Source organism: Thioalkalivibrio sp. AKL9 (assembly GCF_000377825.1).
Lineage (GTDB): Bacteria > Pseudomonadota > Gammaproteobacteria > Ectothiorhodospirales > Ectothiorhodospiraceae > Thioalkalivibrio > Thioalkalivibrio versutus.
In genome coordinates this window covers 30,611-47,330 of the sequence record NZ_KB905107.1, presented here as the reverse complement: position 1 = coordinate 47,330, position 16,720 = coordinate 30,611, and the positions used below count along the sequence as shown (strand labels likewise).

15 protein-coding genes and 1 pseudogene are annotated in these 16,720 nt (G+C 65.5%); 13 read left to right on the top strand and 3 right to left on the bottom strand.

Annotated features, from left to right (window positions below; all coding sequences use genetic code 11):
* Positions 1-24: 24 nt before the first annotated feature.
* From nusA to D573_RS0106050, 7 genes are all read left to right on the top strand, one after another.
* A complete protein-coding gene (gene nusA, locus D573_RS0106080) occupies positions 25-1,518 on the top strand; it encodes a transcription termination factor NusA (RefSeq protein WP_018146222.1) in 1,494 nt (497 codons plus the stop codon).
* 64 nt (positions 1,519-1,582) lie between these two features.
* Entirely contained in the window at positions 1,583-4,345 is a 2,763-nt protein-coding gene (gene infB / locus D573_RS0106075; protein WP_051076212.1) for a translation initiation factor IF-2, read from the top strand.
* Complete coding sequence (gene rbfA, locus D573_RS0106070; RefSeq protein WP_018937951.1) at positions 4,345-4,812, top strand: 30S ribosome-binding factor RbfA; 468 nt, start codon at positions 4,345-4,347, stop codon at positions 4,810-4,812. The genes infB and rbfA overlap by 1 nt, the downstream gene beginning before the upstream one ends.
* 31 nt (positions 4,813-4,843) lie before the next feature.
* On the top strand, positions 4,844-5,815 hold the full coding sequence (gene truB, locus D573_RS0106065; RefSeq protein WP_018937950.1) for a tRNA pseudouridine(55) synthase TruB: 972 nt from the start codon (positions 4,844-4,846) through the stop codon (positions 5,813-5,815).
* 114 nt (positions 5,816-5,929) lie between these two features.
* Positions 5,930-6,199, top strand: a complete 270-nt coding sequence (gene rpsO / locus D573_RS0106060; RefSeq protein WP_018146218.1) for a 30S ribosomal protein S15 — start codon at positions 5,930-5,932, stop codon at positions 6,197-6,199.
* Between the two features lie 122 nt (positions 6,200-6,321).
* Positions 6,322-8,409 (top strand): polyribonucleotide nucleotidyltransferase, encoded by a 2,088-nt coding sequence (gene pnp / locus D573_RS0106055; protein ID WP_018937949.1) that lies wholly within the window; start codon positions 6,322-6,324, stop codon positions 8,407-8,409.
* Positions 8,410-8,478: 69 nt separating this feature from the next.
* Positions 8,479-9,096 (top strand): class I SAM-dependent methyltransferase, encoded by a 618-nt coding sequence (locus D573_RS0106050; protein WP_018146216.1) that lies wholly within the window; start codon positions 8,479-8,481, stop codon positions 9,094-9,096.
* Between the two features lie 176 nt (positions 9,097-9,272).
* Here D573_RS0106050 and D573_RS0106045 read toward each other — a convergent pair whose 3' ends face one another.
* Positions 9,273-9,551 carry a hypothetical protein gene (locus tag D573_RS0106045; protein WP_018937948.1) on the bottom strand — a complete coding sequence of 93 codons (279 nt, stop codon included), beginning with the start codon at positions 9,549-9,551 and terminating at the stop codon, positions 9,273-9,275.
* Positions 9,552-9,662: 111 nt separating this feature from the next.
* On the opposite strand from D573_RS0106045, the gene D573_RS0106040 reads away from it, so the two are divergent.
* Both D573_RS0106040 and D573_RS0106035 read left to right on the top strand, forming a co-directional pair.
* Positions 9,663-11,111, top strand: a complete 1,449-nt coding sequence (locus D573_RS0106040) for a circularly permuted type 2 ATP-grasp protein (RefSeq protein WP_018937947.1) — start codon at positions 9,663-9,665, stop codon at positions 11,109-11,111.
* A 1-nt stretch (position 11,112) separates the two neighbouring features.
* Positions 11,113-12,072: an alpha-E domain-containing protein gene (locus D573_RS0106035; protein WP_026313083.1), complete on the top strand. Its 960-nt coding sequence runs from the start codon at positions 11,113-11,115 to the stop codon at positions 12,070-12,072.
* A 19-nt stretch (positions 12,073-12,091) separates the two neighbouring features.
* Here the strand turns inward: D573_RS0106035 and D573_RS0106030 are convergent, their stop codons facing one another.
* Positions 12,092-12,916, bottom strand: a complete 825-nt coding sequence (locus D573_RS0106030; RefSeq protein WP_018937946.1) for a proteasome-type protease — start codon at positions 12,914-12,916, stop codon at positions 12,092-12,094.
* A 162-nt stretch (positions 12,917-13,078) separates the two neighbouring features.
* On the opposite strand from D573_RS0106030, the gene D573_RS0106025 reads away from it, so the two are divergent.
* Complete coding sequence (locus D573_RS0106025) at positions 13,079-13,675, top strand: histidine phosphatase family protein (protein WP_018937945.1); 597 nt, start codon at positions 13,079-13,081, stop codon at positions 13,673-13,675.
* A gap of 107 nt (positions 13,676-13,782) precedes the next feature.
* Complete coding sequence (locus D573_RS0106020) at positions 13,783-14,382, top strand: histidine phosphatase family protein (protein WP_018937944.1); 600 nt, start codon at positions 13,783-13,785, stop codon at positions 14,380-14,382.
* Positions 14,383-14,446: 64 nt separating this feature from the next.
* Here D573_RS0106020 and D573_RS0106015 read toward each other — a convergent pair whose 3' ends face one another.
* Positions 14,447-14,896: a host attachment protein gene (locus D573_RS0106015; protein WP_018146209.1), complete on the bottom strand. Its 450-nt coding sequence runs from the start codon at positions 14,894-14,896 to the stop codon at positions 14,447-14,449.
* A gap of 235 nt (positions 14,897-15,131) precedes the next feature.
* Between D573_RS0106015 and D573_RS0106010 the strand changes: the two genes are divergently transcribed.
* A complete protein-coding gene (locus D573_RS0106010) occupies positions 15,132-16,169 on the top strand; it encodes a DUF21 domain-containing protein (protein WP_018937943.1) in 1,038 nt (345 codons plus the stop codon).
* A gap of 20 nt (positions 16,170-16,189) precedes the next feature.
* A pseudogene (locus D573_RS13780) lies at positions 16,190-16,513 on the top strand (hypothetical protein); the annotation flags it as partial.
* Positions 16,514-16,720: the final 207 nt, after the last annotated feature.

Genomic DNA, 16,720 nt, shown 5'->3' with positions numbered 1-16,720 from the left:
CTGCCGAGTGCGGAGAGGCAAGACATGAACAAGGAGATCCTGCTGGTCGCTGATGCCGTGGCGAACGAGAAGGGAGTGGAGAAGGACATCATCTTCGAAGCCCTGGAATCGGCCCTGGCGATGGCGACCCGCAAGTACCACGGCGGCAAGATGGACGTGCGCGTGAGCATCGACCGCGAGGAGGGTGATTACGAGGCCTTCCGGCGCTGGACCGTGGTGGACGACGAGGACCCCGAGTTCGAATCCCCGGAATACCAGACGCTGCTGTCCTATGCCCAGCAGAAGAATCCGGATGCCCAGGTCGGCGACGTGATCGAGGAGCCGGTCGAGGCCGTGGACTTCGGTCGCATTGCGGCCCAGGCCGCGAAGCAGGTCATCGTGCAGAAAGTACGCGAGGCCGAGCGAGCCAAGGTCGTCGCGGAGTACCAGGATCGCGTTGGCACGCTGGTCATGGGGATCGTCAAGCGTACGGATCGCAATGGCACCTATGTGGACCTCGGGAGCAACGCCGAGGCCCTGATCCCGCGCGAACACATGATCCCGCGCGAGACCGTGCGTACCAATGACCGGCTGCGCGGCTATCTCAAGGAGATCCGCCCCGAGGCCCGTGGCCCGCAGTTGATCCTCAGCCGAACCGCGCCGGAGTTCCTGATGGAGCTGTTCAAGCTCGAGGTGCCCGAGGTCGGCCAGAACATTATCGACATCATGGGCGCGGCCCGTGACCCGGGTATGCGCGCCAAGATTGCGGTGCGCTCCAACGACCCGCGTCTGGATCCGGTCGGCGCCTGCGTCGGCATGCGCGGCTCGCGTGTGCAGTCGGTGTCCAACGAGCTGGCCGGCGAGCGCATCGACATCATTGTCTGGGACGAGAATCCGGCTCAGTTCGTGATCAATGCGATGTCGCCGGCGGAGGTCCTGTCGATCGTGGTCGACGAGGACAAGCAGTCGATGGATATCGCGGTCGAGGAAGACAAGCTGTCGCTGGCTATCGGCCGTGGCGGCCAGAACATCCGCCTGGCCTCCCAGCTGACCGGCTGGGAACTGAACGTGATGACCGAGGAACAGGCCGCCGAAAAGAGCGACGCCGAGGCCCAGCAGTTGGTCGCGTTCTTCATGGAGGCCCTGGATGTCGACGAGGAAGTTGCCAGCATCCTGGTTCAGGAAGGCTTTACGACCCTGGACGAAGTGGCCTATGTGGAAGAGGCAGAACTGCTGGCGATCGAGGAGTTCGACGAGGCCATGGTCGAGGAGCTGCGCAATCGTGCGAGCGACGCGCTCCTGACCAAGGCCATCGCGGCCGAGGGTGGCGATGGCTATCAACCCGCGGAGGATCTCCTCGGCATGGAAGGCATGAGCCCGGCGTTGGCGAACAAGCTGGCGTCACATGGTGTGTGCACCATGGAGGACCTGGCGGAGCAGGCATCCGACGACGTGGTCGAGATGACCGGCCTGGATACGGAAGAGGCGTCGGCGCTGATTATGACGGCGCGCGCCCCGTGGTTCGAAACCGGGGAGTAAGCCCCGGTCGCTCGTCTCGCGGACGCGTATCACAGGCTGTCGGTTGGCCTGAAAAGAATCTGGAATGGAGGTAGGCGCCATGGCGCAAATGACAGTGCAGCAATTCGCGGAATCGGTGGGAACACCGGTTGACCGCCTCATGGTTCAGCTCAAGGAGGCGGGCGTCGAGGTCGATGGTCCGGAAGCGGCGATCACCGATGCCGAAAAGCGCAAGCTGCTCGATCACCTCCGTCAGGCGCATGGCGAGGGCGACGCAGGGCGCGTGACCCTGAAGCGCCGGACCCAGGCGCAGACCCTCAAGGTCAGCTCCGGCCAGGGGCGCTCCAAGACGGTTAACGTCGAGGTGCGCAAGAAGCGGACCCTGAAGCCCAAGCCGGCCGAGGCGCAGCCCGAGGCCCCGGTGGAAGAGGCCCCGGTGGCCGAAGAGCAACAGGCCCCGGCGCCCGAGGCCCCGGAAGAAGTCCGTGCCGCCGACCCGGCGGAAGAGACGGCCCCCGAGGCCCCGGTCGAGGACGAGACCCCGGTCGCCGAAGAGGTGCCGGTCGAGGAGCCCAAGGCCGAAGAGCCGGTCGTCGAGACCCCGGCCGAGCCGGAGCCCGAGGTGGCCGAAGAGGCCCCGGTCGAGGAGCCCGCTGCCGAACCGGAGCCCGTGCCCGAGAAGCCGAAGCGTGCGCTCAGCCGTACCGAGCAGCTGGCGCTGCAGGTGGAGGCCGAGCGCGAAGCCCAGCGCAAGGCGTCCGACGCGCGCAAGCAGGAAGCCGTTGAACGCGAAGAACGCCAGAAGCGTCGGGCGAAAGAGCTCGAGGCCCAGGAGGCCAAGCGCGAGAATGAAGAACAGACACGGTTGGAGCGCGAAGCCGCAGCGCGGCAGGCCGCTCCGGCGGCTGCCCCGGCAGCCGATGCCAAGGCCGGCAAGGGCGCCCGCAAGGGTGGCCGCAAGGACGAGCGCAAGGAGCTGCATGTCGCCGGGGACCGCCGCGGTCGCCGCAAGAAGGGCGAGAGCCGCAAGGCACAGTCCGCAGCGGCTCAGGCCGTGACCAGCAAGCACGGCTTTGCCAAGCCGACCGCGCCGGTAGTGCGGGATGTCGAGGTGCCGGAAACCATTACCGTGGCCGACTTGGCCCAGGCGATGGCGATCAAGGCGCCGCAGCTGATCAAGGCCCTGATGGGCATGGGCGTGATGGCGACCATCAATCAGTCGATTGATCAGGACACCGCGATGCTGGTGGTCGAGGAGATGGGGCATAACCCGATCGCCGCGAAGGAAACCTCGGTCGAGGACGAGATCGATACCGGTCTCGAGCAGAATGCCGAGGCCCGTCCGCGGCCGCCGGTGGTGACCGTGATGGGTCACGTCGACCACGGGAAGACCTCGCTGCTGGACTATATCCGCAAGGAGAAGGTCGCCTCTGGCGAGGCCGGCGGGATTACCCAGCACATCGGCGCCTACCACGTGAAGAACAACCACGATGGCGTGACCTTCCTGGATACGCCGGGGCATGCCGCGTTTACCGCGATGCGTGCCCGCGGCGCCCAATCCACCGACATTGTGATCCTGGTGGTTGCGGCGGATGACGGCGTGATGCCGCAAACCATTGAGGCGATCCAGCATGCGAAGGCTGCGGGCGTGCCGATGGTCGTGGCGGTCAACAAGGTCGACAAGCCCGAGGCCGAACCGGATCGGGTCATGAACGAACTGGCCCAGCACGAGGTAATCCCCGAGTCCTGGGGCGGCGATACCCAGTTCATTCAGGTCTCCGCCCATACCGGCCAGGGGATCGACGATCTGCTGGAGTCCCTGGGGCTGCAGGCCGAGGTGATGGAGCTGAAGGCCCCGGACGAGGGTCCGGCGCGTGGTGTGGTCATCGAATCGCGCCTGGAGAAAGGCCGTGGTCCGGTGGCGACCATTCTGGTCCAGTCCGGCAAGCTCAAGCACGGCGACATCGTGCTCTCGGGCAAGGAATACGGCCGCGTGCGGGCGATGTTCGACGATACCGGCAAGGCCGTGAAGGAAGTCGGCCCGTCGATGCCGGTCGAGGTCCTGGGCCTGTCCGGGGTGCCGGACGCTGGCGACGAGGTGCTGGTGGTGGCCGATGACAAGACGGCCCGCGAGGTCGCAGAACATCGCGACACCAAGCAACGCGAGCGTAAGCTGGCCGCGCAGCAGGCGTCGAAGCTGGAGAACATCTTCAACCAGATGCAGGACGGCCAGATCGCGACCGTGAACATCCTGATCAAGGCGGATGTGCAGGGCTCGGCCGAGGCCTTGCGCGAGTCGCTGATCAAGCTGTCCACCGACGAGGTCCGCGTGAAGGTGGTCTCCGCCGGCGTGGGCGGGATCTCCGAGTCCGACATGAACCTGGCGATGGCCTCCGAGGCGATCGTGATCGCGTTCAACGTGCGTGCCGATGCGGGCGCGAAGCGCCTCGCGGCGGAGAACGAGATCGACGTGCGCTACTACTCGGTGATCTACGAGGCGATCGACGACGTGAAGCAGGCGCTGTCCGGTCTGCTGTCGGCCGAGATCCGCGAAGAGATCGTCGGCCTGGCGCAGGTGCGCGACGTGTTCAAGGCCTCGGGCTTTGGTCAGGTGGCCGGCTGTCTGGTGATGGAGGGCGCGGTCAAGCGGGGCAACCCGATCCGCGTGCTGCGCGACAACGTCGTAATCTACGAGGGCGAGCTGGAGAGCCTGCGTCGCTTCAAGGACGATGTGAACGAGGTCAAGGCCGGTACCGAATGTGGTATCGCGGTGAAGAACTACAACGACGTGAAGGCGGGTGACCAGATCGAGGTCTTCCAGCGCGTCGAGGTGGCCCGGACGCTCTGATGCCCGGTAACCGCGACTTCCATCGTTCCGACCGAGTCGGGGAGCAGATCCAGCGCGAGCTGGCCGAGCTCATCCGCATGGAGGTCAAGGACCCGCGGGTCGGCATGATCACGCTGGCCGGAGTCGAGGTGTCGCGCGATCTGGCGTATGCCCGAGTGTATTTCACCCAGCTCGGCGGGGCCGAGACGGGTCAGGAGGCGCAGAAGGGCTTGAACAGCGCCGCCGGTTTTCTGCGCCGGGCCCTGGGGCAGCGCATGCGTCTACGCTCGGTGCCGCAATTGCGCTTCATCTATGACGACACGCCGGAGCGCGGCGCGCACCTGTCGTCACTGATCAACCAGGCGCTGGCCGAGGATCGGGCGCATCATGCGGACGATCCCGAGGCCCCGGATGGGGACGGCGCGGCAGATGACGGTGGCTCCGACGAGCGACGCGATCCGGACGAGGGACCGGAACGCGGGGCCTGAGCCCGGGCGTTTTCGGCCGGGCGGTTCATCCATGGCGAGCAAGCGGCGCGAGGTCGACGGCATCCTGTTGCTGGACAAGCCGCGGGGGCGCAGCTCCAACCAGGCGCTGGGCCGGGTCAAGTATCTGTTGCAGGCGAAGAAGGCCGGTCATACCGGGGCACTGGACCCACGGGCGACGGGCCTTTTGCCGTTGTGCTTCGGGCAGGCCACCAAGGTCTCTGGCTGGCTGCTGGATGCGGACAAGCGCTATGTCGCCGAGGCGCGCCTGGGGGTGGAGACGGACAGCGCGGACCTCGATGGCGCAGTGATCCGCGAGGCGGCGGTGCCGCCCATCGAGCCGGCCATCCTGCGCGAGCTGGAGCGGCGGTTCAGTGGCGACCAGGCGCAGGTCCCGCCGATGGTCTCGGCCCTAAAGCATCAGGGCAAGCGCCTGTATGAGCTCGCGCGTCAGGGGGTGGAGGTGGACCGCCCCCCGCGTCCGGTGCAGATCCATTCCCTGGAGATCGAGCAGATCGCGGCGGACGGCCTGCGTTTGACGGTGCACTGTTCCAAGGGGACCTATATCCGTTCGCTGGTTGCCGACATCGGGCATGCGCTCGGTTGTGGAGCTGCGGTGGATACGTTGCACCGGGTCGGGCACGGCCACTTCGACGCCGCCGCGATGGTCTCGCTGGATGCCATTGAGGCGGCCTTCGAGGCGGGCGGGGTGGCCGCCATCGAGGCCTTGCTGCAACCGGCGGAGGCGGCGCTGGCGCACTGGCCGTCGGTCACGCTCGACGTCGCCGCCAGCGCCGCCATGCGCCATGGCAACCCGGCCGCGCCGACCGCCGTGGTCGGGCAGGCCCCAGGGGCGGCGGATGCGCCGTACGAAGGGGATACTGGCTGGCCCCTGGTGCGGATTTTTGATGATGGTGGCCGCTTCCTGGCGGTCGGTGTTCGCGACCCCGACGGGCAGATCCGGGCGCGGCGTTTGTTCGTGCCGGCGGCGCACGCGCCGGCCTGAGCGTGCCCGGTCTCTTTCTGTTCACGTCGTCGTGCGTCGTGCTACCATTGCCCGCCTATCGCCAGCGCCACTGGTCGGTTAACGGTTTAGAAATTTTTCAGGAGTCAGGTTTTCATGTCGCTCACCACCGAAGAAAAATCGGCCATCGTCGAGAAGCACAAGCGCGATCCCAACGACACCGGTTCGCCGGAAGTCCAGGTCGCGCTGCTGACGGCCCGCATCCAGCATCTGATGGGGCACTTCGACAAGCACAAGCAGGATCATCACTCGCGCCGCGGCCTGTTGAAGATGGTCAGCACGCGCCGCAAGTTGCTGACCTATCTCAAGCGTCATGACCAGGAGCGCTATCAGGCCCTGGTTCAGGAGCTTGGGCTGCGCCGCTAAGGCCGGCATGACGGGCCCGCGCCATTGGTGCGGGCCCGTTCGCTTTCGGGCCCGCACCAATGGGTCGCGAGAGCCAGAATTCAGGCATCAAAGTCGCAAGAACACGGGAAACGGGAAATAACGTGGCATACAAGAAGTCATTCCAGTACGGAAACCATACGGTCACCTTCGAAACCGGTGACATCGCTCGTCAGGCCAGTGGCGCCGTCATCGTCAATATGGCCGAGACCGTGGTGCTGGTCACCGTGGTGGCTCGCAAGGAAGCCGACCCGGGCCGAGACTTCTTCCCCCTGACCGTGAACTACCAGGAACGCACCTACGCGGCCGGCAAGATCCCGGGTGGATTCTTCAAGCGCGAGGGGCGTCCGAGCGAGAAGGAAACCCTGACTTGTCGCCTGATCGACCGACCGATCCGTCCGCTGTTCCCGGAAGGCTTCAAGAACGAGACCCAGGTGGTCGCGACGGTAATGTCGATCAACCCCGACGTGGATCCCGATATCCCCGCGATGCTCGGGACCTCGGCCGCGCTGGCGCTCTCCGGCGTGCCCTTCGCCGGGCCGATTGGCGCCGCGCGAGTCGGTTACCGCGCCGGTGAGTACCTGCTGAACCCGACCTACAGCGCCCTGGCGGATTCCGACCTTGATCTTGTCGTGGCGGGTACCGAGAACGCCGTGCTGATGGTCGAATCCGAGGCCAACCAGCTCTCCGAAGAGGTGATGCTGGGTGCGGTGATGTACGGCCACGAGCAGATGCAGGCCGCGATCCAGGCAATCAAGGAACTGGCGGCCGAGGCCGGCAAGCCCGCGTGGGAGTGGCAGCCGACGGCGTCGCTCGAATCGCTCGAGGAGCAGATCCAGGGGGTGGTCGGCGAAGAACTGGTGGAGGCCTACCAGATCGCCGAGAAGCAGGCGCGCACGCAGCGCATTGGCGAACTGCGCGGCAAGGCCGTGGAGGCTCTGGTCAGTGAAGACGAGTCCGGGCCCAACCTGGATGACGTGAAGACGGCCTTCCACGACCTGGAGTACCGCCTGGTCCGTGATCGTATCCTCGACGGCAACCCGCGCATCGACGGCCGCGACACCAAGACGGTACGCCCGATCCACGTGGATACGGGCGTGCTGCCGCGCGCGCACGGCTCCGCCGTGTTTACCCGGGGCGAGACGCAGGCAATGGTGGTGGCCACCCTCGGCACCGATCGCGATGCCCAGATCATCGACGCCCTGGAAGGCGAGCGCCGCGACCGTTTCATGCTGCACTACAACTTCCCGCCTTACTGCACCGGCGAAACCGGCTTTGTCGGGTCACCCAAGCGCCGCGAGATCGGCCACGGGCGCCTCGCCAAGCGTGGCGTGCAGGCGGTGATGCCGAACGAGGCGGACTTCCCCTATGTGCTTCGCGTGGTCTCCGAGATCACCGAATCCAACGGGTCCAGCTCCATGGCCTCTGTCTGCGGTACCTCGCTGGCGCTGATGGATGCCGGCGTGCCGCTGAAGGCTCCGGTTGCAGGTATAGCGATGGGCCTGATCAAGGAAGGCGATCGCTTCGCCGTGCTCTCCGACATCCTCGGCGACGAGGACCATCTGGGCGACATGGACTTCAAGGTGGCCGGCACCAACGACGGCGTGACGGCGTTGCAGATGGACATCAAGATCGACGGGATCACCCGCGAGATCATGGAGCGGGCGCTGGCCCAGGCCCGTGAAGGCCGCATGCATATCCTCGGATGCATGAACGAAGTGCTGCCGCATCATCGTGACGAGATGTCCTCGCACGCGCCGCGCTTCATCACCATGAAGATCAACCCGGACAAGATCCGCGACGTGATCGGCAAGGGCGGGGCGACCATTCGCGCACTGACCGAAGAGACCGGCGCGACCATCGACATCCAGGACGACGGCACGGTGAAGGTCGCCTCCACCGATCAGGCGGCGGGCCTCGAGGCCAAGCGCCGTATCGAAGAGCTGACGGCGGATATCGAGGTGGGGCGCCAGTACACCGGGAAGGTGGCGAAGATCATGGACTTCGGGGCGTTCGTCTCGATTCTGCCGGGCCGTGACGGTCTGGTCCACATCTCGCAGATCTCCGACGAACGTGTCGAGAGCGTCGGCGATTTCCTCTCGGAAGGGGATTCGGTGACGGTGCGGGTCCTGGAAGTGGACAAGCAGGGCCGCATCCGTCTGAGCATGAAGGCGGTCGAACCCGAGTCCTGATCGGACTCGCTTCGATCAGGGGCGCTGCTTTTTCCGGCGCCCGGCCATTCAGATTCGGGACGCGTGGGCATGGACCTCGTCAGTATTCGCAAAAGTTACCGGCGCTACGCTCGCCACTACGACGCCACCTTCGGTCGAGTGTTCGCGACCGGGCGGGCCAGCGCGCGGGAGACCCTGGCGCCGGTCTCGGGCAAGCGCATCCTGGAGGTCGGGGTCGGCACCGGGATCTCGCTGCCGGATTATCCGGATGACTGCGAGGTGGTGGGGATCGATGTATCCCGCGAGATGCTGGAGGTTGCGCGTGGGCGCCTGAACGGCGGTCTGCCGGCGGTATCCGGCCTGTGCGAGATGGATGCCGAACAGCTCGGCTTCGCCGACAATAGCTTTGATGCGGTGGTCGCGATGTATGTGGCCACCGTGGTACCCAACCCCGATGCCCTGTTCGCCGAGATGTGGCGAGTCTGCCGCCCCGGGGGACGCTTGCTGGTGGTCAACCACTTTGCCTCGCAGCAATGGTTGTTGCGCGGCGTCGAGCGCTGCCTGCGGCCGCTGTCGAAGGCCGTTGGGTTCCGGCCGGACATGGAATACGAGGACTTCGTGCGCGTGACCGGGCAGGAGCCCTGCATGGTCGCCCCGGCCAGCCTGTTCGGCTACTGGAAACAGGTCGAATTCCGCAAGCCTGTCTGAACGTTCGTCCTCGCGGGGCTCAGCTACGAGCACCGTGATTGCGAGGAGCGCAGCGACGAAGCAACCTCCGTCTGTACCCCCGCGTTTCGTTTGGATCGGTTCCGGGGCCGCCGATGGAGGTCGCCACGTCGCTGCGCTCCTCGCGATGACGGTGCTCGTGGCGACGCCGCGGTTTGTCAGCGGCGGGTGAACAACGGCAGCTCGTGGCGCCGCGCATTGGCGGCGAGAAATTGCCCGCGGCCGTCCCGCTCGGCATCCAGCCCGGCCTGTTCCGTTGAAGGTTCCCCCAGGATTGTTGCCAGGAACACCTCCAGTTCCCGCCCGTCCACCCGCAAGCTGCCGAAGGGCGTGCCGTCGGCGGCCGCATGCCAGAACAACCGTGGTTGCCAGTTGCATCCCTGGATCTTCGGGTGGCGGTAGAGTTCGATCAGGCGCTGTTCGAGTGCGTCGGACATGGGAACCTCGGTCGGGGCGGGCCGGACGAAACGCTGTAGGCAGAAACGTCGGCTAGCGCGAAAAGACGTTACTGTAGAACAACACCATCCCCGCGTCAGAGGACCCGACGAATGGCCATCGACTGGAAGCATTACGATTCCGCCCCGTTTTACGACGAACTGATCGAGAAACCTGGCCAGCCGCGCGCTCCGGCTCGGGCACTCGCGGAATACCTGGCCTCGCTGGACGAGGGCGAGATCCACAGCCGCAAGCAGGCCGCGGACAGCGCGATTCTCGAGATGGGTATCAGCTTCACGGTCTACACCGAAGGCGAGAACATTGACCGCGCCTGGCCGTTCGACATCATCCCGCGGGTCATTGCGCGCAAGGAATGGGATCAGGTCACGGCCGGCCTCGAGCAGCGCCTGAATGCCCTGAACCTGTTCATCGACGATATCTACAACGAGCAGCGGATCTTCCAGGACAAGGTGATTCCGCGCTATGTCCTGAATCAGTCGAAGAACTTCCGCGAACAGTGTGTTGGTATCAAGCCGCCGCAGGGCGTCTGGGCACACATCTGCGGCTCGGACCTGGTGCGCGACGGCTCGGGGCAGTTCTACGTGCTGGAGGACAACCTCCGCGTGCCTTCCGGCGTGTCGTACATGCTGGAAAACCGGCAAGTCACCAAGCGGGTGTTCCCGGAGCTGTTCGAGAGTTCCAGCATCCTGCCGGTGGATGAATATCCCACCCAGCTGTTCGACATGCTCGCCTCGATCTCGCCGCGTCCGCAGGATTACCCGGAGATCGCGGTGCTGACGCCGGGGATCTACAACTCGGCCTACTTCGAGCACTCCTTCCTCGCGCAGCGCATGGGCGCGGAGCTGGTGGAGGGCGCGGATCTGGTGGTCGGCGACGACGACTGCGTCTACATGCGCACCATCGATGGTCTGGAGCGCGTCGACGTCATCTACCGGCGCATCGACGACGAGTTCCTGGACCCGGAGGTCTTCAACCCGGATTCGATGCTGGGCGTGCCCGGGCTGATGCGCGCATGGCGCCAGGGCAACGTGGGGCTCGCCAACGCGCCGGGCGCGGGCGTGGCCGACGACAAGGTGATGTATGCCTTTGTGCCGGACATCATCCGCTATTACCTGGATCAGGAACCGATCATCCCCAACGTGCCGACCTATCTCTGCGTCAACGAGAAGGATCGTGCCTACGTGCTGGATCACCTCGACGAGCTGGTGGTGAAGCCGGCCAACGAGTCCGGTGGCTACGGCATGCTGGTCGGCCCGCACGCAACCAAGAAGCAACGTGCCGAGTTCGCGCAGCTGATCAAGAAGGACCCGCGCAACTACATCGCACAGCCGACGCTGGACCTTTCGGTGGCCCCGACGCTGTGCGGTGACGAGATCGAACCGCGGCACCTGGATCTGCGCCCGTTCGTCCTGCAGGGGGTGCGCACCGACGTGACCGCCGGCGGGCTGACCCGCGTGGCGATGCGCAAGGGCTCGCTGGTGGTGAACTCCTCGCAGGGCGGGGGCAGCAAGGACACCTGGATCGTGGACGAGGAGAACTAAGATGCTCTCGAGAGTCGCAGAACGCGTGTACTGGATGGCGCGCTACGTTGAGCGTGCCGAGAACACGGCGCGCATGGTCATGGCCTTCAATCTGCTGGCGCTGGACATGCCGAAATCGGTGCAGCTGTCCTGGAAGGGGCTGGTGGACGTCACCGGTAACGAGGCCCTGTTCGACAACCACTACCAGCGCGAAGATGAACGGAACTGCGTGAAGTTCCTGCTGGCCGATGCCGATAACCCCAGCTCCATCCTCAACTCCCTGCGCGCCGCACGCGAGAACGTTCGCACCACGCGCGATCTGGTGCCCTCCGAGGCCTGGGAGGTGATGAACGAACTCTATCTGTTCGCGCGCGACCATATCGACCAGGGTATCGGCAAGCGCGGACGTTTCGAATTCCTCTCGGACGTGATCCAGCGCTGCCAGACCCTGACCGGGCTGCTGGCCGGAACCATGAGCCACGATGCCGCCTACGACTTTATCCGCCTGGGGCGCAACCTGGAGCGGGCCGACATGGGGACGCGGCAGATCGACGTTGGCGCACTGCGCCACCTGAAGAAGGATGGTGAGGACCCGGGGCCCTACGAGGGACTGCTGTGGACCAGCATCCTGCGTTCGGAGAGCGGCTTCCAGATGTATCGTCAGCATGTGAAGCGGCGCATCAACGGCGTGGATGTGGTGCGCTACCTGTTGCAGGACACCGCCTTCCCGCGGTCGGTTACCCACGCCCTGACCCAGGTACAGGACGCGCTGGAAAAACTGCCGAACAACGAACTGCCCCTGCGCCTGGTGATCCAGGGGCGCCGTCACGCGGCCGATGCCCACGTGGACGAATTGATCAAGGAAGAGGCCCTGCACGCCTTCATCGACGTGCTGCAGCGGGATATCGGAGATATTCACGGCGCGAACGCCGAGACCTGGTTCCTGGCCTCGCCGGCGCAGGTGCAGACTCAGGCGGCGTAGCTTCGCCGCGCTGCGGTGTTCAGCGCCGCGGCTTTTTCGTCTTGGCCGAGGAAGACCCCGCCGTCTTGCCGGAGCCGCGGCTGACGCGCGTCCCGCGCTGCTTGCGTTCGTGGGCGGATTCCCAGTCGAAGCGCGGCAGGTCGGTGAAGGCCTTCTTGATGTTCATGTCCCAGGCCTGGGTGAGCGACCGCAGGTAGTCGTCGTCCGTCTCCAGGCACAGGTAATGGTCGAAGGTCAGGGTGCCGCGCTCATAGACCATCACCTCGATCGGTGGCCCCACGGTCAGGTTCGAACGGATCGTCGAGTCGATGGAGACCAGGGCACAGCGCGCGGCATCGCCCAGCGGGGTGGTCGGGTCGATGATGCGGTCCAGAATGGGCTTGCCGTATTTGCTCTCGCCGATCTGCAAGAAGCGTGTCTGCTGCGAGGTGGTGATGTAGTTGCCCTGCGGGTAAACCATGAAGATCGCCGGCGCGTCCTGGCCGATCTGGCCGCCGATGATCAGCGTGGCCTCGGCCTTGATGCCGGAGCGGGACAGTGCCTCGGAGTGCTTTTCCGCCTCTTCGCGGTTGAGCCGGCCCAGATAGTCGGCCGCATCCGACATGCGCTCCACGGTGGCCAGGCTCTCGTCGGCACCTTCTTCCATGTCCCGTTTGAGCTGCTGTACCACGGATTGTGTGGTGGCGAGGTTCCCGGCAGCGAGGACCACAAAGACCCGCTGACCCTCGATCTCGAAGGTGTGCATCTTGCTGTAGGTGCTGACCTGGTCGACGCCGGCATTGGTGCGGGAGTCGGAGGCGAAGACGAGACCGTCGTCCAGATCGATGGCGACACAATAGGTCATGGGGACGCGGGTTTCCGGGCAAGGGGGTGACGGCATACTAGGGCTGGGGTCGGGGGGCGTCAACGCGCCGGGCGGATGGTTGCGCCCAGAACATGCATCGAACCGATGCCCTTGGGTGACGGTCTCTTGCTTCGTTGAACCCCTTTCTTACTGGAGGTCCCGATGCTTCGGCGCTGGTTCTTGTTCTTGATCATCCTTGGATTTTCCCCCGTAATCGCGAGCGCCGACACACTGGCCCCGGATGCGCTGATCGAGCGCATGCAGGCGGGTGGGCTGGTGATCTACTGGCGGCATGCGGCCACCGACCGCAGCCAGCGGGACACCGACCTGTCCGACATGAGCCGTTGCGAGGGGCAGCGCAATCTCGACGACCGCGGGCATGAGCAGGCGCGTCAGGTGGGCGAGGGCTTCGAACGCCACGCGATCCCGGTCGAGCGCATCCTGAGCTCGCCCTTCTGCCGCAATGTCGACAGTGCCCGGATTGCCTTCGGCGAGGACTCCTGGGAGGTCCGTGACGACCTGTTCAATGTGCCGCCAGTGCGTGACCGTCAACGCCAGCAGGAGCTGGTCGATGCATTGCGGCGCTATCTGGTGACGGCGCCGGGGGATGCCGGGAAGAACGTGGTGATCGTGGGCCACAACATCAATCTTCAGCAGGCCGCCCGGGTTCGCATCGACGAGGGTGAAATCGCCGTGTTCGAGCCCGGCAGCGACTTGCCCCGGGTACTCGGGGTGCTCACGCCCGACGACTTCGACTGAGCCCCGGGAGACTGTGAGGCGCGGGCCCGGTGGGTGCCGGGTACCGCGGCCGCAGAGCGTCCGCACACAAGGGAAACACCGAATCCATCACTCGCAAGGAGGACGGCATGCGAAATGGGATGCTGAGCGCAATCCTGGCCCTGTTGCTGGTGGCGTTCGCTACCGCAACTGCGGAGACGCTGGCACCGGATGCGCTGATCGAGCGTATGCAGGCGGGTGGGCTGGTGGTGTACTGGCGGCATGCGGCGACCGATCGTTCGCATGACGACTACGACCTGTCCGACATGGACAATTGCGAAGGACAGCGCAATCTGAGTACGCGCGGGCGCGAGCAGGCGCGCCAGGTGGGCAAGGGCTTCGATCATTACGCGATCCCGGTGGAGCAGGTACTGACCAGCGAGTTCTGCCGTAACTGGGAGACCGCGCACTATGCCTTCGGTGACTACGAGATTCGGACCGAGCTCTACAATCTGCCGATTATCCAGGACGATGAACGCCGCGAGGACCTGATCGAAGGCCTTCGGGGGCATCTGAACACGCCGCCCAGGGATCCGAAGCAAAACATCGTCGTTGTGGGCCACGATCTCAACCTGCGCCACGCCGCGGATGTGGAAATCGAGGAGGCGGAAATGGCGGTGTTCGAGCCACACGCCGACGGCCCGCGCTTGCTGGGCACGCTGAAGCCGGACGATCTCGGCAAGCGTTGAGGGGCGTTGGAGCCGACCGGTCGCCCCTGGCCCCGCTATGCGGGGCCAGGGGCTGGAATGGTGCCTAGTAGAGGAAGTCGGGCAGGTGCTTGCGCAGGGTGGTGGCGTCGGTCGACTTGGTGATGTTCTTGGCGACCTCGGCGGTGACGCTATGGGCAACGGTCGGGTCCAGCATTTCGCGCAGGGCGCCGAGGAACGAGGGTGCGGCGACGATCACCAGTTTTTTGAAGGTGCCGTCGTTATGGGCGGACTTGAGGCGTTCGGCCACCTGTCGGGCAAAGCGGTTGCGCTCGTTGGCGGCGGGGTCGGTGCTGTCCTGCATGGCGTGGCGGGCGTCCCCGCTGGCGCTGCTCCAGCTGCGCCCGGGACGATCCGAGACGAGATCCTGATTGTGGGCGCGGGATTCGCTGTGCGAGAGCGTCTCGCTCTCGTGCATCCCCTGGCAGGCACGGCCCTCGCAGGTGAAGATGCGGGCTCGTGCGGCGTCGGCGACAACGATCCAGACAGTATCCATGCAGATCCTCCTGTAGCGTATTCGGTGGCCCGACCGGCCGTTTCCTGACGTACCGGGCCGCTGTGGTGCCGGCCCGACAGGCATCGGCCCCATCTCCGAGTGTAGATGTTTTGCCGGTTTGCGGGTGCGGCTTGGCACGACGAAACGAACGTTCCGTGCGGGCGCGCACGGCCTGCCACGCGGTACCCTGAAGCCTCTCCCGTTCGTGCGCCGTGTTGCCCAAGGAAAAGACCCCATGAGCGTCCTCACCTGGCTGGGTATCCTCGTCTGCCTGTCCCAATCGGCGATTCTGTCCGGACTCAATCTCGGACTGTTCTCGCGCAGCAAGCTGGAGCTGGAGGTCGAGGCGCAGAAGGGTGACCGGCGCGCGGAGCGCCTGCTGGCCCTGCGCGCCGATGCCAACTTTGCCCTGGTGACCATTCTCTGGGGAAACGTCTCCGTCAACGTGCTGCTGGCGTTGTTGTCGGGTTCGGTGATGGGCGGCGTGGCGGCATTCCTGTTCTCTACCGTGGTGATCACGATCTTTGCCGAGATTCTGCCGCAGTCTTATTTTTCGCGGCATGCCCTGCGGGTTGCCGGGGCGCTGTATCCACTGCTGCGCTTCTACCAGATCCTGATGTACCCGGTGGCACGGCCGACTGCCTGGGTGCTGGACCGCTGGCTGGGGGGCGAGGAGATTCGCTTCTTCCCCGAGCGGGACCTGCATCACCTGATTGACCTGCACATGCAGGCCCACGGCAGCGAGATTACCCGGGTCGAGGGGCGGGGCGCGCGGAATTTCCTCGAGCTGGACGACATCCTGGTGCAACACGAGGGCCAGGCGCTGGCCCCGGACAGCGTGATCACGCTGGACTTCGAGGCCGGGCGTCCGGTGTTCCCGGCGATCGAGCCCCGTACCGATGATGCGTTCCTGCGTCGACTCAATAGGCCGGGTCGCAGCTGGATGGTGGTCATCGATCCCGAGGGCGAGCCGCGCACGGTGATCCGGGTCGCGGATTTTACCCGCGAGGCGCTGTTTGCGCCGGAGCGGTTCGATCCCCACCATCACTGCCATCACCCGCTGGTCGTGCGTGATGGCAGCCACCGGCTGGGCAGCCTGGTACCCCATTTCCGGGTGCGCCCGGCCAGCAGCGGCGACACGGTGGTTGGGGACGACGTGATCCTGCTGTGGACCGACAGTCAGCGCCGGATATTGAGTGGGTCGGATATCCTTGGGCGCCTCTTGCGCGGTGTCGGCCGGGAGGCCCCTGCGGACACGCCGGCGCCGGTTTGATTGAGATACTGGGGAGGCGAATGGAGTTCAGGGTCGTGGGAGGGGCGGGGATTGTCCCCTATCTGGAGGATGTTGCACGCCTGCGCATCGCAGTCTTCCGCGAGTGGCCCTATCTCTACGACGGCAGCGCGGAGTACGAAGAGCGGTATCTGCAGGACTACGTCGACTGCCCGGATAGTACGCTGGTGCTCGCGCTGGAAGGTGATCGCGTCGTGGGGGCCTCCACTGCGCTGCCGCTGGCTGCGGCCGAGGCGGAATTCCAGGCTCCCTTCCTTGAGCAAGGACTGGACCCGGCGGCGTATTACTACCTGGCGGAATCGGTACTGGAGCCGGACTTCCGCGGCTAGGGAGACGCTGATTGAATCGCGCGCTCGCGCTCGAGTCGCTTTTGCGTGCGAACAAGGCGCGGTGACTGCCGTGCAGTCATTCTGCACAAGGGAACCGCAACGCCGTGCACGCGCAAAAGCGGCCGAGCCCGCTCTTTCAATGATTTGTCGGGTTGGTGCCCCCTGTTCCCCGATCCTGCGTTGCGCCGCTTGCGGGTAGAACCA

Excerpts from the sequence above, each read along its gene's own strand:
- D573_RS0106030 (WP_018937946.1), bottom strand. The coding sequence starts at position 12,916 with ATGACCTATTGTGTCGCCATCGATCTGGACGACGGTCTCGTCTTCGCC.
- D573_RS0106045 (WP_018937948.1), bottom strand. The coding sequence starts at position 9,551 with ATGTCCGACGCACTCGAACAGCGCCTGATCGAACTCTACCGCCACCCG.
- nusA (WP_018146222.1), top strand. The coding sequence starts at position 25 with ATGAACAAGGAGATCCTGCTGGTCGCTGATGCCGTGGCGAACGAGAAG.
- D573_RS0106025 (WP_018937945.1), top strand. The coding sequence starts at position 13,079 with ATGCTTCGGCGCTGGTTCTTGTTCTTGATCATCCTTGGATTTTCCCCC.
- rpsO (WP_018146218.1), top strand. The coding sequence starts at position 5,930 with ATGTCGCTCACCACCGAAGAAAAATCGGCCATCGTCGAGAAGCACAAG.
- D573_RS0106050 (WP_018146216.1), top strand. The coding sequence starts at position 8,479 with ATGGACCTCGTCAGTATTCGCAAAAGTTACCGGCGCTACGCTCGCCAC.
- D573_RS0106010 (WP_018937943.1), top strand. The coding sequence starts at position 15,132 with ATGAGCGTCCTCACCTGGCTGGGTATCCTCGTCTGCCTGTCCCAATCG.
- infB (WP_051076212.1), top strand. The coding sequence starts at position 1,583 with ATGGAGGTAGGCGCCATGGCGCAAATGACAGTGCAGCAATTCGCGGAA.
- D573_RS0106040 (WP_018937947.1), top strand. The coding sequence starts at position 9,663 with ATGGCCATCGACTGGAAGCATTACGATTCCGCCCCGTTTTACGACGAA.
- truB (WP_018937950.1), top strand. The coding sequence starts at position 4,844 with ATGGCGAGCAAGCGGCGCGAGGTCGACGGCATCCTGTTGCTGGACAAG.
- rbfA (WP_018937951.1), top strand. The coding sequence starts at position 4,345 with ATGCCCGGTAACCGCGACTTCCATCGTTCCGACCGAGTCGGGGAGCAG.
- D573_RS0106020 (WP_018937944.1), top strand. The coding sequence starts at position 13,783 with ATGCGAAATGGGATGCTGAGCGCAATCCTGGCCCTGTTGCTGGTGGCG.
- D573_RS0106035 (WP_026313083.1), top strand. The coding sequence starts at position 11,113 with ATGCTCTCGAGAGTCGCAGAACGCGTGTACTGGATGGCGCGCTACGTT.
- D573_RS0106015 (WP_018146209.1), bottom strand. The coding sequence starts at position 14,896 with ATGGATACTGTCTGGATCGTTGTCGCCGACGCCGCACGAGCCCGCATC.